Genomic DNA, 25,428 nt, shown 5'->3' with positions numbered 1-25,428 from the left:
TAAGGGGAGCACTAAACCGATCGTTCGGAAATAGGCTCCCTTTTTTTATGCATTTTCCTCAGGCGATATCATCCCAGGTGAGGGCGTAGCCAAATCCGTAAATGGTTTCCAGATTGAGTCCGGGAAACCCCGAATGATCTTTCGAATGCGGGTGAGGTATACATCCAAACTTTTGGAAACGAAGAAGTCGCTTTTGCCCCAGACTTGTTTCATTAAATCTTCCCTCGACACCGGATTTTGATTGGCCTGCATCAGCAATTCAAAAAGGCCACACTCGGTAGTGCTCAGTTTAACCCGTTCATGCGGCGTTTGCAATACCCGACGCGATACCTCCAGGCAAAAAGGACCAAGTCTGGGCTGTTCCTGGGCAGGGCTGGGACGGTAGCAGCGTTTCATAATCGCGTGGATTTTGGAAAGCAATACGTCCGCATCGAAAGGCTTGGTAACATAATCTTCAGCTCCTACTTCATAACCCAAAAGCATGTCGCTTTTTAGGTTGCGTGCCGTAAGGAAGATAAAGGGAATCTTAGGATTGTTTTTACGAATGGATTTGGCGATGGAGATTCCATCCATATCGGGTAGAACCACATCAAGGATGCAAAGATCAAAGGGTTCACTTTCTATTCGGTTGAGGGCCTTTTCTCCGCTGGGACATACGGCCGTGTTGAAATCATTCTCCGTAAGGTGCTCATCGAGCAAATAGGCGAGGTTGACGTCATCTTCTACCAGAAGTATTCTATTGTGCTTCATCAGGTGGGTAATTCGATCGAAAAGGCACTGCCTTTTCTGACCTGGGTTTCTAATTCTATGCTCCCCCCATGCATGTTTACTATCATTCGCGAATAATAAAGTCCGAGTCCGTAGCCGTTTTTGGACCCCTTATTTCCGTGGCTTGCGAACTTTTCAAATATCTTGTTTCGATCGTCATCTGCGATCCCTTTGCCGTTGTCGTAAATTCGGATGGAAAGGCCTTCTGAGTCCTTTTCCACATCAATTTCCAGTTGATTGGCACCACTGTGTTTAATGGCGTTGTTGATCAGACTTTGAAATACATTCTCCAGGTGGAATGCATCTCCTCGGGTCAAAATAGATTCTTGCGATAGACTCAGAGTTAAGTTAATGCCCGATTCCAGAAGCGTATCGCGGTTGCGTTCGGCCAGCTCTTGAAGTAGATTGCCCAAGTCTACATCGCGGAAATCGAGCAGCAATTCATCTTTCTCAATCAGGGCCGTTGTGAGAACCAGATTTATACCGGCCTGCAATTTTCTCCCCTCGTGTTGCAGAATGCTACCCGCTTTTTTGACCTTTTCATCATCCGTTTTAAGCAGCTTTTGGGCCACCAGATTAATGTTCGATATCGGCGTGTTGAATTCATGGGTGATTCCATGGACAAAGTCTTTTTGGATGCGGAGTAGCCGTTTTTGTTGGACTTGTAATCGAATCAGGTAAAACAGGATGGTCATGGAAATTAAGACCAACAAGGCCCCGCTTAAATAGACATTCCAAATCTGCTTCGCGAACAGGTCAGTCTTATTGGTTACCTGAACAAACAAGGCCAATTCAGGCACCAATTGATCCTCAGAATACATTCTTCCCGTGACATCCCAATCGGCAAGAGGCGAGGCTATATTTCCTTTAGAGAAGACTACATCTTCGCTTTCGGTCAGTTGAATTTGGTAGGCTAAATCAGCCTCTGGTTGGTATTGTTGTACCGCATGATGCACCAGCGAATCGAAAATGAGGGTATCCAACAGTCGAATTCCTTGCTTGTCGGTGATATAGCGCTTATACGTCTCCCTAACATAACGTTCAAATCCACTAAGTGATGAATCTGCCTTAAAAGCCGGAATATCATCAAACTCAAATTGCATCAACACATGTAAATGGGCAGGACCTACCAAGGGCATTTGTTCGAAAGAGCGAACATCACCTTCAGAAGTAGTTACCCGAAGCGGAATTTTGTCCGGAGCGTTTTCATCGGCAATGGCCGGGTGTTTCAGAAAGAAAGAATCTAATTTGGGTAGGGATAGATCCGCGTGGAGATTAAAACAGTAATACCGGGCTTCGTATTCCTGCAGAACCCGCTGAACCGCAAAGTTGGCCTTGTCCAAAAACAGGTCTTGCCTTAGCTCAATAGAACGCTGGCCCCAATAGATGAGCAGAAGCAACAAGCCCAGGAGGGCGGCTACCAGCGAGCTAACAAATACCAATAATTTCCGGTCCAAAGGTGCAAGCTTTAATGGCCATACAAACAAAAAGCCGCAGGCCATAACGCGAATGACCTGCAGGCTTCATAAGTGGAACCGCCAAGGGAATTAACGGGCTATAAAAAAGCGCTGTTTAACCCAATCTTGGCCTGTTCGGATGGAGAGGATGTACTGGCCGTTTGGCAATGACGAAACGTCCAATTGCACATCCCCTGGACTTACCTCGCCCAACTGTCTTTCGCGACCATAAATATCGGTGATTGAATAAGTTGTGCCTTGTTCCAATTTGTAATCGAGGTTCAAAACTTCCTGAGCGGGTTGTGGGAATACATGAAGGGTGGAAGACCGCGGATTGTCCTCTAGTCCCAGCGAGGCTCCAATCAACAGGTCATAGTCTTCCACTTCTCCATGTTGACCAAGGGCATGGGTAGGATGATTTAAGTAACCACACGGTTCTGGATCAATATGCCCCATGGTAGATGGCATGTCGCAGTATATCCGCATACGTATCGTTCCGGTTTTAGCGGTGGTTGGCACATCTATAGTTAGGTTGTGGGTTCCGGTGTTTGGCATGTAATACACACGTTCAGAAGCATCATCAAACTCCTCATCGCCATTCCAGTCTATCCAGATGACTCCGTGCATGCCTTGCCCGAGATTATCGGCCAATTCAACATTAAGCTGGTATCTCGAACCAGGGGTAAGCTCGGGCTTGGGAAGTTCGTCCCAATGCCGGTAGCCGATGTCTTTTCCTTGTCCGGTAGGGAGGTTGGTGGAATTGTTGAGGTTTTCGATTTGAACGTTGGCAATGTGTGTGAAGGGCTCGCCTACGCCTCCCATACTTAGAAATCCTGGAGGAGTACAGTACTGGGCCAGCAGCAAGCTCGGGGCCCAGACTAAGAGCAAAAAACTCAGGTAAAAAGGAGTATTCGTTTTCATAGGAATTAGCGTTTGTGTTTGCCTAAATGACGGCGCCGTTTCCCATTGGGTTTATTAACAGGATCGTAAAAGAACCTAACAAAACCTTAAAAGTTCGAAGGGGTTATTGGAGAATGTATACCCGACAATTTCCGAACTTTTCGTATCTTTAATAGATTACTAACCAAAGGAGTACCCTCTCCTTCATTTTAATACCAATCATTATGGGCGGACCAGGCGCAGGGATGATCTTTCACATGATCACTACCCTCAAAAACAACCGAGCCCTTCTCAAAAAGAAGAGGGCCTTCAAAAACAATGTACTTTACCTAAAGCATGAACGGGAAGGAATTCGTTCCATCCCAATTAGCGATAAACAGCTTCAGAAAATTCAGGCAGAATTGCTGGAAGAACAAAAGGAAAGAGCAAGGAAACGATGGTTATTGTTAGCACTGTCGGCCTGCCTCACCGCAGGGCTGTTTTACTTAATATCCGAATACCTCATGGATTTCTGGAATTGGGGACAGCCCATGTAGTTATGGATGTTTGGGTCTCTTAGGTGGATGGGGAGGACCTGACATCATTCTACCCATGATTTTTCCTATCTCCTGATCAAAAATCTTTTTTTGTTCATCGGAGAGCAATCTTCTCAATTCCGAAAAGTGCTGGTAGGTTTGACGCTCAATTTGGGTTTGAAGCTGTCCAATTTCTGAGGCCAAAGAATCAGCCTTTTGTTCCTGTTCTTGCGTTTCTCCAAATTGATTGAAGAACTCATCGTGCAACTGTTTGGATTGCTGCTGAAAGGCCTTCATCTGCAATCGATGCGATTGGATTAGCGCTTGGTAGTTCACCCATTGATCTTCCGTGAGATTCAATTTATCCTTCAATACCTTATCCGGTCTGGGATGAGGAGGATGGTGAGGTTGAAACATAAAAAAGCTGAGTACACCCACGTTGAGAACCACCAGGATCACCACCAATATCAATACTATGCGAGATCGATTTTGCATGCTCATTCGTAGAGATAAAAGGTGTTGTTGCTGGATGGGGTCGGGGACGTTTCCTGCCTGCTTCCTGAGATAACGATGGTGTTAACCAACAGCAACAAGACGCACAATCCACTCAATGAAAAGGTTATTATTTCCTGACGTGACCAAGCCCTTAGTTGAGGTTGTTGGATACGTTGAATGATGCGTTCTTCCCAAAATGGAGAAGCTTCTGCACGCTTCATTCCTTCCAGGCTATTTAGCACTTCTTCGACTCTCTCTTCCTTCTTCATTTGTTATTTGGACGTTTGTTTTTTCGATTTCCTTCGGAGAAATGAAAATGATTTGACACTATTTTTTTGAGACCCGCCTTCGATCGACTCAAGAGTGATTCAACTGATGAAACGGAAGTTTCCAGGATCTCCGCAATCTCTGGTTGGCTTCTGCCTTCAATGTGCCGCAGGACATAGGCTGCTTTTTGACGTTCAGGAAGTTGATTAAGGGCGGCGTAAAAAAGTGCTGCGTTTTCCTTTTGTTCCAGTAAAACTCCCGGATGATCGAAATGAGCTGGTTCCAACCCTCGTTCTTCCTGGAGAAAACTCAAGCTAAAAATGGACGCCAATCTCTTTTTGCGTTTTTTCTTTCGAAGATGATCCAGGGATTTGTTTACCGCGATGCGATATACCCAGGTATAGAGGCTTGATCCGTCCCGAAATTTGGAAATGGATTGAAATACTTCAAGAAATACATCCGAGTAAAGTTCCTCAGCGTCTTCTTTGTTTTGAACCAGGTTTAACACCACATTATACACCCTATCCGAATAGTCCTGGATAAGTTGTCGCAAGGCTATTTCACTCTTTGCTCTGAGGGCTTCTATTAACTCCGATTCCGTCAATGCGGTTACGCTTTCAAGGCCAAAAGTATAACGGGCACGCCCAGTCACCATGGGATATTCTGTCCAAGTTCTAAATCCCTATATTTGAGTGGGTTGTTCGATTTCTCTGAGCGAACTCTTCAGCCTTCGATAACTTAAACTTACAACTATGAAAAGACTAATCTTTATTTCTTTATTTACTTTTTTCGCTTTTGCACTGTCGGCCCAGCACAACCAAGTGTGGGTTCAAAACAACAGCGGATTTGACTTCTGTGTTGGTGCTATCTCTTATGCAGGATGTCCAAATGGCACTCCCGTAATGAGTTCCCCTGTAACTCATATTCCACCGGGAAGCGGAGCCATGTTTCAAGGTGATCCAGCTCACCCCTTTACCACTTGGTTGCGCATTCTTTGGGATGATACCGGGGGAGTTGCATGAGCCTTTGTGGCGGAGCGGGTTGGACTCAAATAGGTCCGGCATTTGGAGTTTGGTCAACTACTTTTAATAATCCATGCATGGGAGCATCTGTTCAAATTGATTGGAACAGCGGTGGCCCTTGTATAGATGCCGTAGTAGAAATTAATTAACCATTTGAAAACGAAATCCGGTGGCTCAGAGGCCGGGTTTCTCTTTGAATCATTCAACCTTTCAACGCTACCTAACCACTGTCCAGCCTTTACCCTCCAATTTCTCTCAATACGTGCTCATTCTGAGGTAGATATCGGTCACTTCAATTTGATATCCTTTCCACTGGGAAACGAAAATTACAAGGTGGGAGAGTAACCTTACCTATGAGCGTTTTGTTAGGTCTAATTATCTATATTTGAGTGGGTTGTTCGATTTCTCTGAGCGAACTCATCGACCTTTTTGAACACTTAAACTTAAAACTATGAAAAAGCTATACCTTATTTCTCTGTTTACATTATTCGCTTTTGCCCTATCTGCTCAACACAATCAGGTTTGGGTACAAAACAACAGCGGATTCGATTTCTGCGTTGTTGCTGCATCCTATGCAGGTTGTGTTAATGGAATGCCCATGATCACTTCACCTTTAACCCATATTCCACCCGGAACAGGGATGATGTTTCAAGGAGATCCAGCTCACCCATTTACCACTTATATGCGTCTCGTTTGGGATGATACCGGAGGAGGTTGTACCAGTTTATGTTCACCCGCTGTGTGGTGGCATATTGGGCCAGCTATTGGGCTTACAACAACAACGATGACGAACCCCTGTGCCGGGGCTACCGTAACCCTAAATTGGGGCAGTGGTGCACCGTGTTTCGATGCGGTAGTTACCATCAATTAATCGCTTCAGTTTCCGGTGGCTCAGAGACCGGATTAGACATTTTGAACTGCTCGCATTTGCGGGCAGTTTTTTTTGTCAATTATTACATTTGGCTTCGAACAAAACATTGAGCCATGTACACAACCAAAAATAACCGCGCTAAACTGACCAGAAACTTCTTCCTTGGGGGACTTCTTCTTTTTGTTGGCTTGGTTCAAATGGCTATTGCTGCTACCCGTGGTCAGGGGCTTTTTCAAAATTGGGGGGATATTCTGAATCATGGCTTTTTTGTTCTGTTCGGTATCTATGTGATCGTTCATGCTAACCAAAGAATAAAGAAGCTCCGTAGTTATGATTTTGAAATCGACGATTCCTTTATTCGAGGTCATCAGGATGGCGAAGCTTTTAGTATCGATCGGGAGAAAGAATTGGCATCCTATGAGCGAAAATTTGACAAGCTCAAACTTCATCTGGATGGCGCTGATCAGGTATTTATCGATTTGGAATTATACAAGTTTTCAGAGGAGGAGATTGCTGAAGTTGATCAGAAATTAGAACAAGGTAAATTTTGTAAAAAATAAGCCTTACCTTCTTCGCTTTGATAGAACGAATGGAGAAGAAGAACATCGAGGCCAATTACATAATTAGTGCCCGAAAACAATTTGAATACTACCAAGCTCTGGGGAGCAAAACTTTTGACCAACTATCCGATGAGGACCTTTTTAAAAAAGATCATTCCGATGGAAATTCGATTGCCATAGTGGTCAATCATATGTGGGGTAATATGCGCTCACGCTGGACCGATTTTTTAACCGCCGATGGAGAAAAAGAGTGGCGTCAGAGAGATCAGGAATTTGAAGACTTGATTCAATCCCGGGAGGAGCTTCTTACCAAATGGGAGGAAGGCTGGAATTGTCTCTATTCTGCTCTGGACTCGGTGAATGAGGACAATTTTTCCACTCCCGTCTACATCAGGAATCAGGCGCACACCATTGTTGATGCCGTTAACCGTCAGTTGTGTCACTATGCCTATCATGTGGGCCAAATTGTTCTGATGGGAAAACAATATCAAGGATCCGATTGGCAGAGTCTTTCCATTCCCAAAGGGCAATCCAAGGCCTTTAATGCGGAGAAGTTTTCACGGGGAAAACATGGCGGTCATTTTACCGATGACATCAAATAGCCATTAGTTTAGCAGCATGAAAACGTTAGGAGATAAAATACCCGAGCCCAAAGAAGGAATGACTCCTCAGGAATTGGCCAAACAACTGCGTCAACCCGAAGGTGATTTGGGAAAGAAGGTAGCCGAGGTAATGAATCAGGGTAACGAACACATTACCCGAAATGCCTATCAATTGCTTAAGGCCCAAGACGGAGAACAGATTTTGGAAATTGGGATGGGTAATGGATTCTATATCCCCGAACTTTTAAGCCAGTCGGAAAACCTGAGTTATACGGGTGCCGATTTTTCTGCAACCATGGTAGAAGAGGCTCAACGACTCAATAATACCCTTGTCGACCAGCAACGGGTGCGATTTGTGGAAGCGTCTATTGAAAAGCTTCCATTTGCCGAGCATTCTTTTGACGTCATTGTGAGTACAAATACCCTGTATTTCTGGCCTCAGCCTCTGGATAACGCAAAAGAGCTTTTGAGAGTTCTGAAACCTGGTGGAAGAATCGTAAATGGCTACCGCGATCGAGATTGCCTGGAGCAAATGGAAGCCACGAACTACGGCTTTAGCAAGTACGATAGGAGTGAAGTGGAAAAGCTCTTTCGCGATGCCGGATTTCGAGAAGTAAGTACTGAAATTATAGACGAGCCCGATCGCGAATTTGCAGGAGAAGTGATGCACCTGACGGGATTTTATACCCTAGGATTAAAGTAGAGTTCGGTCGGCACTTTTTTGGCGGAATTTTTGCTTGATGCTTAAATAAAAGAGCTACCATGAAAACCTACCACTGGATCATCCTGTTGTTTCTCGGGATGATGGCATCAGCCTGGATTACGCACACCGTCAGTCAGCCAGAAATAGATCGTGAACCCTATTGGCATCCCTTTGAACTCAATCCGAATTTAAACCTCAAGGCCCTGGTCGATGATGGGTATCGATGCGTGTCTATGCCCTGTGGCCAACCTCAATTCGTTAAGACGATAGGGGATACTTCCATTCAATATGATGTTAGTTCGCTGACCTGTTCAAACCAATATTATGATTTAGTTGAAAGACTGTTGGAGCAGGAAAGGGAAGAATTCAATTCAGAATTCCTATCTGATTTTGTGGAAATTGATCCGGCCCAAGACACCGTGGAATCTATTGATACAAATAAGGTCGATCCCGAAAATCCATTTGCACAGGAAATCAGTAAAAATCCCTATTTCCCCTATATCTATGATGATATTAAGGATTGCGAATACGATATTCATTGGCGGGTTTTTAGTTTTAAAATGGATTCTTTAGATAGTTTAGGAGTCGCAGATTATATTAGAAGTAAGGGCGGATATCCATTTCGTGCAAATCCTTGGTCTCCTGATGAGGGAGGTATATTTTGGGCTCATTTTGCCAAAACCGGAATTTATTTCCGCTGTCACGTCGTTCCAGAATATAATTATGAAATGGACTCTATCCTGGGCTACGAGTTTCAAATAATTAGGGAAATTCCTCTTTTGGATAGAAATAGATTGGTAGCGAAAGAGAAAAGAGGTGAGTTGACAAGGTATGTTGATCTAAATGAGTAGATTAAATGTCTTGACTCTTGTTACGATGCAACTTAAAACGTAGTCTTACCATCATCATCGTTAGTAAACACAGAATCCTCTGGTTCCCATAATTCAATCTTTACGCCATCCGGATCCAGAATGTGTACGAACTTACCATATTCAAATGCCTCAATGTCATCCAACACGGTGATGCCTGAAGCCTTCAATTCCTGAACCAACTCCTCGATGTTTTCCACCCGAAAATTGATCATAAACTCCTTTTTGGAAGGATCCATGTAGGTGGTGTCCCTATCCATTGGACTCCATTGAAGGTATCCTTTGTGGTCAGGATTGTCACTCAATCTAAATTCGAAGAGGGCGCCATAGTCGTTGGTGGTTAATCCCAAATGATCACGGTACCAATCTCTCGAAGCTGCGGGGTCGGCAGATTTAAAGAATACGCCGCCAATGCCAGTTACTTTCTTTTTCATTCTACCAAGGTAGGGAAATCAGTTTTCAATCTCGAATCTCGAATCTCGAATCTCGCTTCTCACTTCTTCTGCCTTGATCCGAGCGTCCTTCTCCAATTCTGGTTTCAAGATTCGAGATTGAAAATTCAAAAATTTCTCATTCACTCCTCCATTTCCCCGGTTCGTCGGAAATGACTGGGTCGCCCGCTTGAGGGCCGGTAGATTTGGTCTCAAATTACTAAGTCATGAAAACAAAACTTCTCACTCTACTCGTCCTTGTCCTTTTTTCTTTTACCTCCAAAGCTCAAATGAGCGCCTACCTGGCCGACACCTTGGATGCTCTGTTTCACCAACGCGCTGATTTACTTAAAATGAAAGGAATTGGAGCTTCGGTAGTTTTTCCGGATGGAAGTGTTTGGACTGCCACTCATGGCAACAAAGGAACTGACTCGCTAACTCCTGATCTCTTGTTTGAAATAGGTAGCAATACCAAATCCATGACCGCTGCGGCTGTGTTGTTGTTGGTTGAAGAAGGTAAGTTGTCTTTAGAAGATAGTATTGGAATGTATCTGCCACCCATCAAGAATATGCCTGGCAATGCCACCATTCGCCAAGTTCTGGCCCATACAAGTGGCATGGCGACTTTTGAATTGCACCCCGATTTTTACCCCTTTGTTAACCAAAACTGGACTTCTCGAATTGATCCTGACAGTGTGTTATACAAATACCTTGACGTTCCGAATTTTAAGCCAGGGGCCAAGTGGGCTTACTCCAACTCCGGGTATACTGCAGCTGGGTTGATTATTGAAAAAGTAAGTGGAATGAGCTATCAGCAGTTCCTACGAGAAAAGCTCTTTGATCGCTTAGGTCTGGGTGACACTTATTTATCTTTTTATGAGCGCTACGCTACAGAGAATCATGTGGGTGTTTGGTGGCCTGACGGTACTTACGATTCCATTCCGTCCACTTCATTTTTGACTGCGGCTTGGGCTGCAGGAGGTGTAATTGCCACGCCGGCTGATTTTGGAAGATGGTGTCAATCCTTGTTTGGCGGTCAGCTTTTAAAGTCTTCTTCCTTACAGGAAATGACTGATACTAAGCCCACAGGAACGGGTTGGAATTATGGTCTGGGTGTGATGAAACGCAGCTACAAGGGCCGTGATTATTACAGCCATGGTGGAACTACTCTTCAGCATAGTGCCATGGAGTATAGTATTGAAAGTGATTTTAGTGTAGCTGTTATCGGAATAGAAACAGATAAGGCCGGTCAACCTGTACAAATGGCCAACTTTCTGATTGATTTGATGGAAAGTGAATTGCCGAATGTTCCGGTAACCTTTTTGGGTGAAGACGAGCTTACCGATTCTCAACTGACCCTAAATGTGTATCCGAATCCAGCTGTTGATCAAGTTACGATTGAAACTTCTCAAGAAAGAGCTGCTCAGATCAGCGTTTATTCTACTTCTGGTGAATTGATTTACGAAACATACTCAGACTTTGGACGAGCTGTGTTGTTAAGAGAAGAATTGGGTTCAGGAATGTTCATTGCTCGGGTTATTAACCCTGAAAATGGGCAGGTTTTTCATAATCGATTTTTGTTTAAATAAAGTGCCGAATAAGCAATAGGACAATTTAGTTTCCCCTTTCTTTTCGACTTCCAATTCTGGGTGACTTACCAGGGTTGGAAGTCTTTTTGTTTAATAGCTTGATAGTCTCCTAATATCAAACCCGAAGATGTGAATAGAACCAATGCAGATGGGCATTTCTGAGCATTTTTGATTCACGCCGTTAAATTCCCGGTTCGTCGGAAATGCCTTCTCATTCGGCGTAGCCTCCCGTAAGTTTGATCTCAAATTACTACACAATGAAAACGAAATTATTCTCTCTATTAATTCTGATCCTTTGTACTGTTTCATCCAAGGCTCAGATGAGTGCCTACCTGGCAGATACTTTAAGCGCATTGTTTCACCAACGGGCCAGCTCTCTACAAATGAAAGGAATTGGAGCCGCCATCGTATTTCCCGATGGAAGCATTTGGACTGATTCTCATGGCAAACAGGGAACCAAAGACCTAACTCCTGATTTGCTTTATGACATTGGAAGCAACACAAAGTCTATGACAGCCGCAGCCATGTTGTTGCTAGTAGAAGACGGAAAGGTTACTTTGGATGATACCATTGGTCAGTATTTACCGGCCATCAATCACGTCCGGGGAGACATTACCATTCGCCAACTATTGGAGCATACCAGTGGAATGTACAGCTACACCGAACATCCCAATTTTGTACCTTGGCTCAATGCCAACTGGGCGAATCCGCTTCCTTCAGATAGCATTCTGCCTCGGTTTTTGCAGCAACCGGATTTCGCACCAGGTACCGATTGGTCCTACTCGAACTCAGGCTATGTTGCTGCTGCCATGATTATTGAGAAAGCAAGTGGTAAGTCCTACCATCAATTTTTGAGAGAGCGCATTTTTGATCCACTCGGTCTTGAGGATACCTATTTGGCGCATTATGAGAATTATACAAAAGACTATTCCGGTGTTTGGTTTCCTGACGGATCCTTTGATGATAAGGTTCCTGTAGCGATGTTGACCTCAGCCTGGTCGGCCGGTGGAGTAATAGCTACTCCAGCCGATTTTGCCAAGTGGTGCCACCAATTGTTTGGAGGACAACTATTAAGTCAGAAGTCCTTCGATCAACTAACCGATACCAAAGTACGCCCCAACGGATGGAATTATGGATTGGGGATTATAAAAAGTAGAATTCTGGGAAGGGAATACTACGGACATGGGGGAACAACCCTTCAACACAGTGCTATGCAGTACAGTGTAGAAAGTGATTTCAGCGTGGCGACCATCGGCCTGGAAGCAGATAAAAGCAATCAACCTGTGATAATGGCCAGCATTTTGATTGGTTTGATGGAAAGCGAATTGCCCAATGTTCCAAGAACCTTCTTAAGTACCGATGGTGCCGAAAAAGAAAGGGAGTTTGAAGCTCGTATTTATCCGATGCCCGCTACCGAGCAGGTCTTTATCGAAACTGCTGCACCTGCCCATATTGAAGTGAGCGTGTATTCTACCAGTGGAGCACTTGTTCTTGAGGCGGAATCGGAATCAGGAACCCTACAATTACTTCAATCAGAAATAGGGTCAGGGCTTTTTATTGCCGAAATCCAGAATAAGGAGACCGGAGAAATCCTGCATCAACGTATCCTTTTTAAGTAAACTTGTGGCTAAGTAGTTTAAGCAATGAACAGAATTTCCAGATGGCAGCAAAAAACTTCCAATCCGTGGCTCAAGGCCATGATTGGAGGTTTGCCCGTCTTGATGTGGGTGAATTTAGTGAGGCTGGCATTTGCCATTCTGATTATCATTCTCAATGAGACCTTGGCAAGTGGGAGCACCGGCGCATTCGTTTATGAAGCATTTGCCCTCACAGAATGGAACATAGTCATACTCGTTGTGATCAATACCATTTTTCTGGCGGAGTATTTTTTACACCGGTCAGGTTTTTTGAAAAAAGGGACGGTGAAGATATTGGGAACCATTTTCGGTTTCTTTCTGGCCGGCATGTTCATTGATTTTTGCTACCAGATTATTGGACCCTATTTTGATATTGAATACGACATAAGTCTAAATTATTTTGAAATCGAATTGCCCGCTTATATGACCAATACTGTAAACTATACGCTTCTGGGTATTGTGGCCTCCGTACCGGTTCTCATGCAGCATCAGCGCACCGAGAAACACCGGCTGGAGCTTAAGGTTAAGGAACTCGAAATGTTTCGCTTGGAACAATTGAAGGACAAGGCCAAGCTGGAATCGCTTCATGCTCGGATCAATCCTCACTTTCTCTACAATTCCTTAAACTCGATTGTGTCTCTCGTGCACCTTGATGCCGATAAAGCCGAAGAAATGATTTTGGCCTTGTCAGAATTGTTTCGGTACAGCCTTCACTCGTCAAAAGGAAACTATGCAACCGTTGAAGAAGAGTTGAAAATGGCTCGAATTTATCTCGACATAGAAAAGATTCGATTTGGAGATCAGTTGAAATTTGTTTTGATTTCCGACACGGCTGCTCGTAAGTTCTTAATTCCAAAATTCATCATTCAGCCCTTGGTGGAAAATGCCATCAAGCATGGGACATCCCATGTAGAGAAAGGAGAAATTACTTTGGAAGTGAAGCTCGATGATGATAAACTCTATCTAACGATTACCGATAATGGTCCTGATTTTAAACCTCAGTTTGCTACCGGATATGGACTATTGAGCGTACAAGAAAAACTGGATCTCCTGTTTCCTGGCTCAGCCAAAATCGAAATCGTGCCTGCCGACCCCAAAAAAATTACCCTTACTTTTTCTCAATTAGTTACTGATGAATCTGCCCTATAAAGCTCTGATTATTGACGACGAAAAACTCGCTCGACATCGATTGCGGGAAATGTTGAAGCCTTACCAGGAGTGGGTGGAGGTAATTGGTGAAGCTGAAAATGGCAAAAAGGGATTAGAGCAGATCGAAGAACTTCAACCCGACCTCCTGTTTCTTGACATTCAAATGCCGGTTATGTCTGGTTTTGAGATGCTGCAACACCTGAAGCAATCCCCCAAGATCATTTTTGTAACAGCCTTTGAAGAATATGCGCTAAAGGCTTTTGAGCAAAATTCCATCGACTATTTGTTAAAGCCCATAGTCAAGTCCCGTTTGGCGATAACCATGGAAAAACTGAAAGAGCAATCCCGTTATGGTCAGTGGTCGGCAAATACCATTATGGAACTGGTAGAGGCAAATCGGCCGGCTCAAAAACTTCAATCCCTATCGGTGATGGTAGGGGACCGCTTGGTTATCCTAAAATTGAATGAGTTGGTCTACTTCAAAGCTGAGGACAAATACGTCACAGTCTATTTGAAAAATGGAAAAACTCATTTGCTCAATAAGTCCCTAACGCGATTGGAGAAGGAACTGCCAGCCGACTTTTTACGGATACATCGCACCTACATGATCAACCGTAATTATGCGCTGGAAATGCGCCGTGGCTTCAACTATAAATGGTCCGTGGTGATGGATCATGAAGAGGGCGTTTCTCTGCCCTGTGGCAACAGCTATGTGAATGACCTAAAGGAAAGTTTCGGAAGTTCCTAAGTACCCGTTGGCCGAATATAGGCCTTGCCATTCCCCCTTCTTTTTACCCGTTTAACACATGTCAGGAAGTTCGGATACAATTTGATTTCTGAAATGGATTTGTTTAGTTAGCTTTGCAACCGTTAATACATTAACTGTTGTAACAACACTTTATGGATCCTACTAATTTAAATTCCAATCTGGGTTACCTGATTACCTCGACGGCGGCGGCTATGCATTCGTTGATGCAGTCCAGGCTTACCGAGGCAGGCATTGATATACCTTTTGAGCAACTGAGGACCCTGGCCTTTTTGTGTAAAAATCCGGGAATAAACCAGCAGGAGATGGCCGATTGCTTGAACAAAACAAAGCCAGGAATCTCCCGATTGGTTGATCAATTGGAAAAGAAAGACCTGATCCGCCGCGAAGAAGATGGTGAGGATCGACGCAACAAAATCATTTTTGTAACCGACAAGGGTGTTGAAGCCCGCGACCAATTCATTCCTTACGCCAAAAAGGAACTCCTACTTATCGATGACAAGCTGGGTGGAGAAGAAGCCCAGGTTCTCAAAGATTCCCTGATCAAATTAAAATCCATTCTACACGAAATCAAATAACATGAGAAACAGAATTGTAACCATAAGCATTGGAATTATCGTGGTGTTATTGGGCCTATATCTTTCCGGATTTTTGGCCAGTCAGAAGGAACGTCCAGAAAGGAATGATGCAGGGAGTAAGGCTCCTGTGGTTCTGGTACGAAAAATTCAAAACGATTCCATCCCCAATCGCATTGACGTAAGCGGTAAGTTGGTGGCCCGTAAGCGGGTTGAGTTGTTTTCTGAAGTTCAGGGTATTCTGCTTTCTTCCTCGCGGGAATTTAAGGAAGGAGCCACTTTTACCCAAGGTGAAGAAGTGCTCAAAATTGACAGTTCGGAGTATTATTTGAATCTAATGGCGGCTAAATCGAGCTACCTGAATTTGTTGGTGCAGCTTGGCCCCGATATCAAATATGATTTTCCAGATGCTTACGAAAGCTGGCAGGCCTATGTAGGTTCGATTGACCTGAATAAGCCGTTGCCGCCACTTCCGGAAACCGAAGATGCTAAGCGTCGCAACTTTTTGACATCCCGGGATGTGTACAATCGTTACTACACCATCAAAAGTCAGGAAGAGCATTTGTCGAAGTACAGCATCTATGCACCTTTCAATGGAATGCTGAGTGAAGGAAACCTCGAACCGGGTGCTATGATTCGTGTTGGACAGCGTCTCGGAACTTTGATTCAACCGGGTGAATATGAGTTGGAGGCAGCTGTAAACGCCAACGATGCTTCATTGATCCATTTGGGTGATCAGGTGGTCCTGCATTCAGAAGATCTCCCAGGCGAATGGATAGGAACGGTAAAACGTAAGAGTGCCAGTATTGATCAAACCACGCAGACCTTGAAGGTTTTTGTTCAGCTGAAGGGTGAAAATCTGAGAGAAGGTATGTACCTCACAGGAAGTGTGATAACCGACGATTTTCCGAATGCCGTGGAAGTGCCAAGAGAGCTGATGGTAGATCTTAATAAAATGTACCTCGTGCAAGATTCTTTGTTGATTCTATCCGAAGTCAATTTGATCAAGATTGGCAAAAATCGGGTGGTGATCTCCGGATTAAAAGATGGTGATGTCATCCTAAATCAGGTGTACAGCGCCGCCTACAATGGAATGAAGGTTTCACCCAAACAAATAGCTAAGTAATCGTGAGAAGCCTGATAGCCTATTTCATACGTTACCCGATAACCGGGAACGTATTGATGTTTCTGATTCTAATTTTCGGTGGATTTGGTTTGCTTTCTTGGAAAAAAACCTTCTTTCCTGTATCAGAGAGTAGAATCATTTTGGTGGAAGCCACCTATCCTGGATCATCTCCGGAAGAGATTGAAAAGGGAATTGTTTTAAAAATTGAGGACAAGCTACGCGGGGTAACCGGTGTAGAGAGAATATCTTCCGTTTCCCAGGAGAATCGGGGTGTGATCACCGTGGAAGTTCTTAAGGAGTACGACACCGATCTGGTGCTGCAGGATGTTAAGAATGCGGTTAATAGTATTCCCTCCTTTCCCGATGAGATGGAACCTCCGGTCATGTACAAACGAGAGGCTCTGAGTTTTGCCATCTCCTTTTCGCTAAGTGGGGAAGTAGACTTACGCACCTTGAAGCAGTTCGCTCAAAAGGCCGAAAGTGATCTGCTCGGCATCGATGGAATTTCGAAAGTCGAGCTATCTGGTTTTCCCGATGAGGAAATTGAGATTGCCCTTAGGGAGCAAGATCTGCAGGCCTACAACTTAACATTCACTCAAGTAAGTGATGCCGTAAGAAGGGCGAATCTTGAAACAACAGGAGGAAAGCTTAAAGGAAGTCGGGAAGAGCTGAATATCCGGGCCGTAGCCAAAGGTTACTACGCCGATGATCTTCGTGACATTGTGGTAAAAACACAACGTGATGGTCGTATCGTTCGCCTGGGTGACGTGGCCAACGTACAAGACATTTGGGCTGATAACCCCAACCGAAACTTTTTGAATAGAGAACCTTCGGTAGTGGTGACCGTCCGGAATACCATTGAGGAAGACATTCTTCAAATTGCCGATGATGTAAAAGTTTACGTCGACGATTTCAACGAAAAGAATGATGTGGTCAAAGCTACCGTGGTTAGGGATGGTTCTGTCACCTTGAATGAGCGTATCGACCTGCTGGCCAAAAACGGATTAATCGGGTTTATCCTCGTATTGATTTTCCTGGCTTGTTTCCTTCATATTCGATTGGCTTTTTGGGTGGCTCTGAGTATTCCCATCAGTTTTATGGGAATGTTCCTTATTGGAGCCTTCAGCGCGGTGACGATCAATGTTATTTCTCTTTTCGGAATGATTCTCGTTGTGGGTATCCTGGTGGATGATGGTATCGTAATCGGAGAAAATATCTACAAACAATATGAACGTGGAAAGCCGGCTCTTCAGGCGGCTATTGATGGAACCATGCAAGTATTGCCGGCAGTATTTTCCGCTATTTTAACGACTGCAGTGGCCTTTTCTACCTTCTTCTTTATGGATGGTCGTCTGGGTGAATTTGCTCCCGATATGGCCTTTGTAGTGATTTCAACGTTGGCCTTTTCTCTGGTAGAAGGTGCATTGATTCTTCCGGCACATATTGCTCACTCCAGAGCCCTTAGCCCTAAGGCTACAAAAAATGCTCTGGAAAAGGTCTTTGACCGGACGATGAATTATTTGCGGGACAAGATTTATGCTCCCATTCTTGAGTTCTCACTGCACAATTGGGTTTTGGCCCTCTCTATTCCAACAGCGTTATTTTTCATAACCATTGGTGCCATGAATGGTGGAATAATTCGTCGGACCATTTTTCCTTCAATTGAGCAGGATTTTATTACCGTAACCCTGGAAATGCCTTCCGGTACACGTGAATATATTACCGAAGGATCCCTTCGCAAAATTGAAGCTGCGGCCTGGGCAGTAAGCGACTCGATTAGTAAGACCCGGGAAGACTCCGGTCAGGTTATCGAAAATGTTTTGGTGAAATTAGGCCCTGGCGCCAATGCGGGTGAAGTTAGCATTCGATTGATGACCACCGAGCAGCGGAACATGAAGAGTTTTACCATTTCCAATTTGATTAGTCGCCAGGTAGGTCCGATGTATGAGGCAGAAAAGTTATCATTTGGAATCCAAACTCCTTTTGGAAAGCCAGTTTCAGTTTCTCTTTTGGGGAATAACCTCGAAGAACTGAGTCAGGCGAAAAACGAACTCAAATCCGAGTTAAAGAAACTCACCTCGTTGAAAGATGTGATTGATACCGACAAAGAAGGACCTCGGGAAATCCGAATCAAATTGAAAGAAAAGGCCTATTTGCTTGGGTTACGTCTTCAGGATGTAGTGACTCAGGTTCGGCAGGGTTATTTTGGTCAGGAAGTGCAACGTTTGCAACGTGGATTGGATGAGGTAAAAGTATGGGTAAGATTCGATTTGCGCGACCGGGCTTCCCTCGATCGATTGGAAAACATGCGTATCCGTACAGCTGACGGCATGGAAATTCCTTTCCGGGAGATTGCCGAATATGAGTTAGAAAAAGGAATTGTGGCCATCAATCACCTGGATGGAAGAAGAGAGGTTCGTATCGAAGCCGATATCGCCGATCCCGATGTTTCTGCGTCCGATATGATCGCTGAAATCAAGGATAATATTTTGCCGGATCTTCTTCAGAAGTACCCCAGTATTTCAGTGTCGTACGAAGGCCAGAGTAAGGAACAGCAAAAAATGGGACGCTCAGCAGTCAAGGTGATACCGATTATCTTGATTTTGATGGCAGCTATCATCATCTTAACCTTCCGCTCCTTCTTGCAAACCTTAGCCGTTTTTCTCACCATTCCCTTTGGCTTTATTGGAGTAGGTTGGGGACACTGGTTCCACGATCAGGCGATTAGTATGCTATCTATGTTTGGAGTGATCGCCCTCATTGGAGTCATGGTGAATGATAGCTTGGTGTTTGTGAGTAGAACCAACGAACTGATCAAGGAAACCGGAGATGTGATGAAAGCCATTTTCGAAGCTGGTCGCTCTCGATTCCGGCCGATTATTCTAACCTCCGTTACCACGGTAGCTGGATTGGCTCCTTTGATTTTGGAAACATCCTTTCAAGCTCAATTTCTTATTCCTATGGCCATTTCAGTCGCCTACGGTTTGATGATTGCCACCTATACCACCTTAATCGTTCTTCCCGTATTGCTGGTCATGATCAATCGATTTAGGATGTTTGGTTTCTGGAGCTGGAATGGAATTTGGCCCAGTCGCGAACAGGTAGAGCCGGCGCATAAAGAATTGAAAAATGAAAACGAAAAACTTTCCTAAGATGAAACAGAGTTTGATAGTAGGATTATTAAGTCTGCTTGTGTTTTCGGGCCAGGCGCAAATAGTGGGATTAGACCAAGTCATGCAATTGGCCTTGGAGCATAACCACAACATTCGTGTTTTTCAAAACAATGTACTCATTGCTGAGAACAATGCTGATCGGGGAAATGCCGGACAATTACCAACCGTTAATCTTCAAGGTGGAGCGAACTATTCGAACAACAACACCAAGCTGGAGCTTTTGGGTGTTCCCGAACCTATTGAGGTTAATGGGGCGGAGTCCTTCAACTACAACGGATCTGTAGGTGTGAACTGGACCATTTTTGATGGAATGGCCATGTTTAAGAACTACAAGAAATTGGTGTTGATGTATGATTTGGAAAACGTGAAGACCCGGGCATCCGTAGAGGCTACTTTGATTCAAGTGGTCAATACGTATTACCTGGCTGCCAATGCCGCCAACAATGTAGAAGTGGCTCGTCAGTCCGTTCAGATATCCCAGGATAGAACCAATCGGGCAGAGGCCAAATTTGAGTCAGGCGGAAGCAGCAGTATCGATTACTTGAGTGCCAAAGTGGACTTAAATAGTGATAGCGTTACATTGGCCAATGCCGAAGCTCAGTTGCTGCAGTTTAGCGAGCAGCTCAATATGCTTACCGGTTACAAGCTTCCCTCCAAATTTGAAATTGACATGGACGTGGATATCGTAGAAACCATGTCTTTGGAAGAGCTGGAAAAGAATGCCTTTGAAAACAACGCTCAGTTGCTGAATGCCGAATACAACAAATTGGTTGCCGAGAAAGACCTGGAATTGGCCAACAGTACCTATATGCCGGTTATTGCTTTAAACGGAAGCTATGGGATAAACGGAGCCAACAACGAGGTGGGTAACCTACTTGAGAGTCGGAATACTGGGCTTACCGGAGGGGTAACATTGGTGTACCCCATCTTTCAGGCTAATCAGCGGAAAATTCGGGCCAATAATGCCAGGGTTCAGTACGAGAGCTTTCAGGAGCTACAACTTTTGGCCAAGGATCAGTTGACCATGGATTTAAGAAATGCCTGGGTAGAATATGAAAAGGACAAGACCGTGCTCAAAATGGAAGAAAGTAACCTGCGAAATGCAGAGGCAAATTTCTCCCGAACACGTGAGTTGTACCAAATCGGTAAAGTGACGAATACCCAGTTTAGGGATGCTCAGCTGAATTACCTAAGAGCACAAGTAAGAATTGTAAGCAGCAAATACGAGGTAAGAACCAGTGAGTTTGAACTTTTGAGGCTTTCAGGGCTTTTGATACAGAAGAAGTAGTTCTGTGGATTTTTTGCCGATTCAATTAAGATTCATTAGTACTATTGGAGTAGAATTTTTTCGTTGCATCCGTCAGGATCTAATTGAACAATTATAGATTTTTCAATTACCGAAATTACTGACTGACCTTCATGTCTCCGTTGGATAACCTCAGCAACAATTTTGTTGGATTCCATTGAGTAGGATAGAAATGCATAGCTTTTAGAATCACAACCATTTTGAACCTTAGTTTCCGAACCTTCGGTGTTTTGGGTGTATAGTCCGACATTGGATCTTGAAAAGACGAATTCAGAGCTATTTTTCCATTTGGCATCCAATATTTGGCCCTTTCCTTCAAGGGGTGAATCCAGTTTTTTCCAATCGTCAATATTAAAATTACCCCATTGCAAGTATTCAAAGCTAGGGTATGATTCGAGGCCAATAATTTGATTCGATTCGTCCCAATCTGCGAAAAATAGATTTTTACCCAATAGTGTATCAATGTGATTCCCTGCTGAATCCAGTATGATTGAAAGCGCTTCGGACGTCGGTTTATTCGCCGGAGCGAAATTGCCCAAAATCTTGGTTCCGTCATGATTCCATGTGGCATGTTGGTAGCCCGAAACGGAATCTAATCTTTGAAGATTAAGCCCATTTTCTCTGATTTTCCAGAGTGAATAGTCATCTGACACAAATAGAATCCATCCATTACTTCCCCAATCGGGTTGTCCAATTATACCTTGGTTTGATACAATAAGTCTCTGTGATCGGGAGGATATTTCAAATACTTTTAAGCTTTTTTGTCCATTCGAATGGTCAATGTCAATGAATGCAAACTCATTGGAATTCTTTGGGTTAAAGCAAGGAGCCTTCTTTTGCACAGAATCCTTGACAAAAGTTACAATCACTGGATTCTCGTAAAGCTTTTGAATGAAGTTTTCGCACCCATCTATTAAACATGGATTTTCAACATTGGAGTCAGTATCGCAATCAATAACAGGTTCGTCTTTTTTACAAGCACTAAAAAGGATCAAACAGGCCAATAAAACTCTCGATATTTTATGCATTATGAAGAAATAATTAGTTTTTGTATCCATTGACCATTAGGTGACTTAGATTGAAGGAAATATAGCCCAGGAATCAATCCTTCAGTTTCAATTTTGATCTGAGTACTTCCTTTTTGAATTACATGATGACCGAATTTACGAATTGTTTTTCCGCTCATATCAATCAAAACCAGATCCAAGTCCATATCTGTGCTAGTGTTGAAGGATGCCGTTATTGGGGTTCCGGATGCAACAGGATTAGGCATCACCATCATAACATCATTGTTTTTATCTAACTCTTGCTGACTTAAGGCGTTTTCGTTATAAAGTAGAAGAGTATAAGCAAATGTTCCGATAGTGGAATTATTTACTGGAGTCCATTTTCGCACTATTTCCGGAGTGAATTCGGCCCATATTTCATAGAACCCACCAGAAAGAGTAGCTTGATTTTGATTGTATGATTCTAATTTGATTTCTGATGGTTGGTGATAAGATAGTTCGGCTAAATCTGGATTAAAAAATGTTGAGGAGGTATTTCTTACCCAGGCATCTATTGCAATCCATCCAGATGGAATATTGTGATGGATGGTTTGAGTGAGCTTATATACGTTTACTTGGGTTAGGTAAGGATTTGGGATCCTAAGATCCTCGTAGCTTTCTGGTAAGTTAAGAGAAGTCGTAGTGCGATATAATGAAGCCGACGATGTATTAACGTTTACTTCCACATGGTAAATTCGATATTGATTCTTTTTCATATGCTGCATAGTGGATCCAATTTGAATCAACCCCCATCCGGTTTCATTGTCATAATTCACAGCAGATTTGTCGACTGAATATTTTTGTAACATATGTTCAACATCCTCGGGATCCAAATTGTTGAAGGTTGCTGTTTTAGAATTGTGATAGCTTAACATTAGTCCGGCGGATCCAGTAACATGCGGTGCAGATAGAGATGTACCATTTGCAGGTAAATTTGGATTATTAGATAGATAATTACCGTATCCTGATGCAATAGTCCCATGTAGAACCTCATAAGAGGCAATAGTCCCTGGAGCAAGAAAATCTAACCCATATCCATAGGTGCTAAAGCCTGCCCTGTTTCCACTGCTATTGGACGCGCCAACTTTAAGAATCCAGTCATCGTTGAAACTTGCGGGGTAAAGTCTTTGATTTATTCCTGAATTTCCTGAAGCACAAACATTAATTACACCACATCTTGCTGCGATTTTAAATGCTCCTTTTAAAATGAGGCTGTATTTACTAGTGGCCCAACTGTGATTAGCAATATGAAAGCCATATCCATAATTTGTTCCCAAAATGGAAACTGAGCCATCAAAAATGGCTGAAGCAATTACATCATCTGTAGCAAATGAATTCCCCTTGTCATTTATTATTTTCATTGAGTATAATTGGCAACCGTAATCTTCATTATTTGAAGAATTTCCACCAGCAATACCGCTGATTCCTTTATTGTTATTTCTCAACGCTGCTGCTATACCGGAGACCGCAGTTCCATGACCCACAGGGTCAGGATAAAATCGGTTGATTGCAGTTTTATTTTCGGCAAAATCCCACCCACCAAATATTTTGGTTTTCCCATTTAATTTGAAATCTTCATGCTTCCAATTGATTCCTGAGTCATAAATTCCAATTTTTATATGTTTTTTGCCTGTTTCAAGGTCCCAGGCATTTTCCGCGTCGATGCTAGGAGTCATTGAGGCTATTCCAGTCCATGGAATTAATCCACTTTGAGAAACTCCATATAGAGGGTCATTAGGAGTATTCAACAATTCATAGGCAAAATTTGGGTGAACATATTCAATATATGGTGATTGATGGAGGGCCAGACTCAGGGTATCTTCATCCAATGATTCTTGAAAAATTAGGACATAAGTGGCCCAAACTGGTGGAAGATTAATTGTATCGCCTGATCTATCTAATGACAGGCTATCGGAAGGAAGTAACTCTTTATGAACTTTAAGGGCAATTACAGAATCTGTATTTATCCATTCTTGTAGGTCAATTGTTAAACTATCAAAGGCTATCGAATCAAGAATTTCAGGTAAGAAGCCAAATGTGCAATTTGGATTATTTGCTACTTGACTGCGAATTGCATTTGGATTGAATTGAATAATAATTTCCCCGTCACAATAATTTGGGTGACCATTTGAGTCTATCAAGTATTCCTTGATGCGGTTGTATGTTGTGATGGAGTAAAGTTTATTTTGGCTTGATCCTCCGCTCGACGTGCTGCTCAGAGTAGTCTGAACCCAAATTTCATTGTTAGCAGGTATATGTAAACCGTCAATTTCTTCAATTATATTTTCTTCTCGTTTATTCAACGTAAATGGTCCCCATTCAATATTTCCATTTAGGTCGAATGAAGTCAGATATGTTCTTGTAAGGTTATTCGAATCTTTTTGGTTTCCAGAAACTACTACTCGTTTAGATGTATCCGAGTTTAGAATTGTAATTCTAAAAGCTGATGATTCTATGTTGTTTTCTTTAATATCAATTTTTTTCCATTGTTGATTTCCATGTTCATCATATTTGGCAAGAAATGCTAATTTCTCATCAAAACTTGAAAGGATTGATCCACAGACATATAGGTTGAAACTTGAATCCTTTGTCACTGAATTTATTATTTCATTTCCATCAGGTTCATCAAATCGTGAGGACCAAATTTCCTGAAGGTTTGAATCCAACCGAACGATTTTACCTGATAGACTGTCCTGACCTACTATTACGAACCCTTTGTCTTTAAAGGAAATGAGATCTGTTGGAAAGCTAAGTGAAGCACCGTTACTTGATAAATGCAAGCCTTGCTCAATACCATCATTAGAATATAAAATGGAAATAATTTTTCCTGTGACCTTGGAGGACGAAGATCCGCCGGTAATTAATATTTGGCTCCCATTGAATTCACATTTTAGAGGTGAGTTTTCTTCATTCTGGTAATCCCGCTGTGCAGTCCAAACAATGGATCCCAAAGAATCCAATTTTACAGTATAAAAATCTCTTTTATTTAATGAATCGGTCACAAACCCTGTTACAATGATTTCATCAGACGAGTTAATAGCGATATCTATGGGAATATCTTCGAGTCCGACGTAGTCAACTTCAAACTTCCATAATTGGCTCCCATTTGGTGAGTAACAAATAATAACCCAATCAACGTTATTCAGAGAGCTATTCTGTGCTCCGGCAGCAATGATTTTACCATCACTTAACTGGGCTATAGCAGTACCATAAGCTGATTTGTTAAAAGGATGATTATATAAGGATTCCCATACGACGTTACCCTCGGTATTAATTAATCGAGTCACCATATCAACCGACTGCAGATTGGGTTTATTAGATACCTGAATCAATTGACTTGGCCCATATAATTCAGAAGCGGTATGGTCAATACTTATGGATGCTCCCAAAGTAGTGGACCATGAGGATTTAACGTATCGTTGGCCGTTGACATTAAGGCATATAAATATGAATAGAAATAAGTAATAATGAGTTGGTTTCATAGTTTAATGGTTTGAAATTTAGTGCATTAAGGTGTTGATGAATATTATGGTTCAAGGTACAACATTTTCGGCATTTAAGGATATTGGTGAATAATAACCTTAGCCTTAATTGTTGTAAA

General features: G+C 43.0%; 24 protein-coding genes. 15 read left to right on the top strand and 9 right to left on the bottom strand.

Translation table 11 applies throughout. The annotated features are described in order from the left end of the window. Positions 1-45: 45 nt before the first annotated feature. The 3 genes from KFE98_02165 to KFE98_02155 all read right to left on the bottom strand — a co-directional run bounded on the left by KFE98_02165 (position 46) and on the right by KFE98_02155 (position 3,146). Positions 46-750, bottom strand: coding sequence for a response regulator transcription factor (locus KFE98_02165; protein UTW62986.1), 705 nt, complete (start codon positions 748-750; stop codon positions 46-48). Then, complete coding sequence (locus KFE98_02160; protein ID UTW62985.1) at positions 750-2,225, bottom strand: HAMP domain-containing histidine kinase; 1,476 nt, start codon at positions 2,223-2,225, stop codon at positions 750-752. Before KFE98_02160 ends, KFE98_02165 begins: the two co-directional genes overlap by 1 nt. Before the next feature lie 90 nt (positions 2,226-2,315). Next, positions 2,316-3,146, bottom strand: coding sequence for a T9SS type A sorting domain-containing protein (locus KFE98_02155; protein ID UTW62984.1), 831 nt, complete (start codon positions 3,144-3,146; stop codon positions 2,316-2,318). A gap of 203 nt (positions 3,147-3,349) precedes the next feature. On the opposite strand from KFE98_02155, the gene KFE98_02150 reads away from it, so the two are divergent. Next, on the top strand, positions 3,350-3,661 hold the full coding sequence (locus KFE98_02150) for a hypothetical protein (protein ID UTW62983.1): 312 nt from the start codon (positions 3,350-3,352) through the stop codon (positions 3,659-3,661). Here KFE98_02150 and KFE98_02145 read toward each other — a convergent pair whose 3' ends face one another. Genes KFE98_02145 through KFE98_02135 form a run of 3 tightly spaced genes read right to left on the bottom strand, consistent with a single transcriptional unit; the run spans position 3,662 to position 5,057 of the window. After that, positions 3,662-4,135, bottom strand: a complete 474-nt coding sequence (locus KFE98_02145) for a periplasmic heavy metal sensor (protein UTW62982.1) — start codon at positions 4,133-4,135, stop codon at positions 3,662-3,664. A gap of 2 nt (positions 4,136-4,137) precedes the next feature. Beyond that, positions 4,138-4,404, bottom strand: coding sequence for a hypothetical protein (locus tag KFE98_02140; GenBank protein UTW62981.1), 267 nt, complete (start codon positions 4,402-4,404; stop codon positions 4,138-4,140). Then, a complete protein-coding gene (locus KFE98_02135) occupies positions 4,401-5,057 on the bottom strand; it encodes a sigma-70 family RNA polymerase sigma factor (protein UTW62980.1) in 657 nt (218 codons plus the stop codon). Before KFE98_02135 ends, KFE98_02140 begins: the two co-directional genes overlap by 4 nt. Positions 5,058-5,154: 97 nt before the next feature. Between KFE98_02135 and KFE98_02130 the strand changes: the two genes are divergently transcribed. The 6 genes from KFE98_02130 to KFE98_02105 all read left to right on the top strand — a co-directional run bounded on the left by KFE98_02130 (position 5,155) and on the right by KFE98_02105 (position 9,011). Then, positions 5,155-5,424, top strand: coding sequence for a hypothetical protein (locus KFE98_02130; GenBank protein UTW62979.1), 270 nt, complete (start codon positions 5,155-5,157; stop codon positions 5,422-5,424). Positions 5,425-5,875: 451 nt separating this feature from the next. Continuing rightward, positions 5,876-6,295 (top strand): hypothetical protein, encoded by a 420-nt coding sequence (locus KFE98_02125; protein UTW62978.1) that lies wholly within the window; start codon positions 5,876-5,878, stop codon positions 6,293-6,295. A 113-nt stretch (positions 6,296-6,408) separates the two neighbouring features. Next, positions 6,409-6,855: a hypothetical protein gene (locus KFE98_02120; GenBank protein ID UTW62977.1), complete on the top strand. Its 447-nt coding sequence runs from the start codon at positions 6,409-6,411 to the stop codon at positions 6,853-6,855. 44 nt (positions 6,856-6,899) lie between these two features. Continuing rightward, a complete protein-coding gene (locus KFE98_02115) occupies positions 6,900-7,457 on the top strand; it encodes a DUF1572 family protein (protein UTW64617.1) in 558 nt (185 codons plus the stop codon). Positions 7,458-7,473: 16 nt separating this feature from the next. After that, the gene (locus tag KFE98_02110) at positions 7,474-8,160 is read left to right on the top strand and encodes a methyltransferase domain-containing protein (protein UTW62976.1); all 687 of its coding nucleotides are present in this window, start codon (positions 7,474-7,476) and stop codon (positions 8,158-8,160) included. Between the two features lie 59 nt (positions 8,161-8,219). Next, positions 8,220-9,011, top strand: a complete 792-nt coding sequence (locus KFE98_02105; GenBank protein ID UTW62975.1) for a hypothetical protein — start codon at positions 8,220-8,222, stop codon at positions 9,009-9,011. A 32-nt stretch (positions 9,012-9,043) separates the two neighbouring features. On the opposite strand, the gene KFE98_02100 is transcribed toward KFE98_02105, so the two are convergent. Further along, positions 9,044-9,463, bottom strand: a complete 420-nt coding sequence (locus KFE98_02100) for a VOC family protein (protein UTW62974.1) — start codon at positions 9,461-9,463, stop codon at positions 9,044-9,046. Positions 9,464-9,687: 224 nt separating this feature from the next. Between KFE98_02100 and KFE98_02095 the strand changes: the two genes are divergently transcribed. The 8 genes from KFE98_02095 to KFE98_02060 all read left to right on the top strand — a co-directional run bounded on the left by KFE98_02095 (position 9,688) and on the right by KFE98_02060 (position 20,763). Further along, the gene (locus KFE98_02095; protein UTW62973.1) at positions 9,688-11,049 is read left to right on the top strand and encodes a serine hydrolase; all 1,362 of its coding nucleotides are present in this window, start codon (positions 9,688-9,690) and stop codon (positions 11,047-11,049) included. A gap of 257 nt (positions 11,050-11,306) precedes the next feature. Then, complete coding sequence (locus tag KFE98_02090; GenBank protein ID UTW62972.1) at positions 11,307-12,668, top strand: serine hydrolase; 1,362 nt, start codon at positions 11,307-11,309, stop codon at positions 12,666-12,668. Positions 12,669-12,692: 24 nt separating this feature from the next. After that, positions 12,693-13,835 carry a histidine kinase gene (locus tag KFE98_02085; protein ID UTW62971.1) on the top strand — a complete coding sequence of 381 codons (1,143 nt, stop codon included), beginning with the start codon at positions 12,693-12,695 and terminating at the stop codon, positions 13,833-13,835. Continuing rightward, complete coding sequence (locus tag KFE98_02080) at positions 13,819-14,583, top strand: response regulator transcription factor (protein ID UTW62970.1); 765 nt, start codon at positions 13,819-13,821, stop codon at positions 14,581-14,583. Before KFE98_02085 ends, KFE98_02080 begins: the two co-directional genes overlap by 17 nt. A gap of 152 nt (positions 14,584-14,735) precedes the next feature. Next, positions 14,736-15,179: a MarR family transcriptional regulator gene (locus KFE98_02075; GenBank protein ID UTW62969.1), complete on the top strand. Its 444-nt coding sequence runs from the start codon at positions 14,736-14,738 to the stop codon at positions 15,177-15,179. Between the two features lies 1 nt (position 15,180). After that, positions 15,181-16,302 (top strand): HlyD family efflux transporter periplasmic adaptor subunit, encoded by a 1,122-nt coding sequence (locus KFE98_02070; protein ID UTW62968.1) that lies wholly within the window; start codon positions 15,181-15,183, stop codon positions 16,300-16,302. Positions 16,303-16,304: 2 nt separating this feature from the next. Continuing rightward, complete coding sequence (locus KFE98_02065) at positions 16,305-19,454, top strand: efflux RND transporter permease subunit (protein ID UTW62967.1); 3,150 nt, start codon at positions 16,305-16,307, stop codon at positions 19,452-19,454. Position 19,455: 1 nt separating this feature from the next. Next, complete coding sequence (locus tag KFE98_02060) at positions 19,456-20,763, top strand: TolC family protein (GenBank protein ID UTW62966.1); 1,308 nt, start codon at positions 19,456-19,458, stop codon at positions 20,761-20,763. 41 nt (positions 20,764-20,804) lie between these two features. Here KFE98_02060 and KFE98_02055 read toward each other — a convergent pair whose 3' ends face one another. Beyond that, complete coding sequence (locus KFE98_02055) at positions 20,805-21,809, bottom strand: hypothetical protein (protein UTW62965.1); 1,005 nt, start codon at positions 21,807-21,809, stop codon at positions 20,805-20,807. Then, on the bottom strand, positions 21,809-25,309 hold the full coding sequence (locus KFE98_02050; protein ID UTW62964.1) for a S8 family serine peptidase: 3,501 nt from the start codon (positions 25,307-25,309) through the stop codon (positions 21,809-21,811). The genes KFE98_02055 and KFE98_02050 overlap by 1 nt, the downstream gene beginning before the upstream one ends. Between the last annotated feature and the right edge of the window lie 119 nt (positions 25,310-25,428).

It is taken from the genome of bacterium SCSIO 12741 (assembly GCA_024398055.1).
In the GTDB taxonomy this organism is placed as follows: Bacteria; Bacteroidota; Bacteroidia; order Flavobacteriales_G; family Salibacteraceae; genus SCSIO-12741.
The sequence above is the reverse complement of the archived record's forward strand: the minus strand, read 5'-3'. Positions and strand labels throughout refer to the sequence as shown.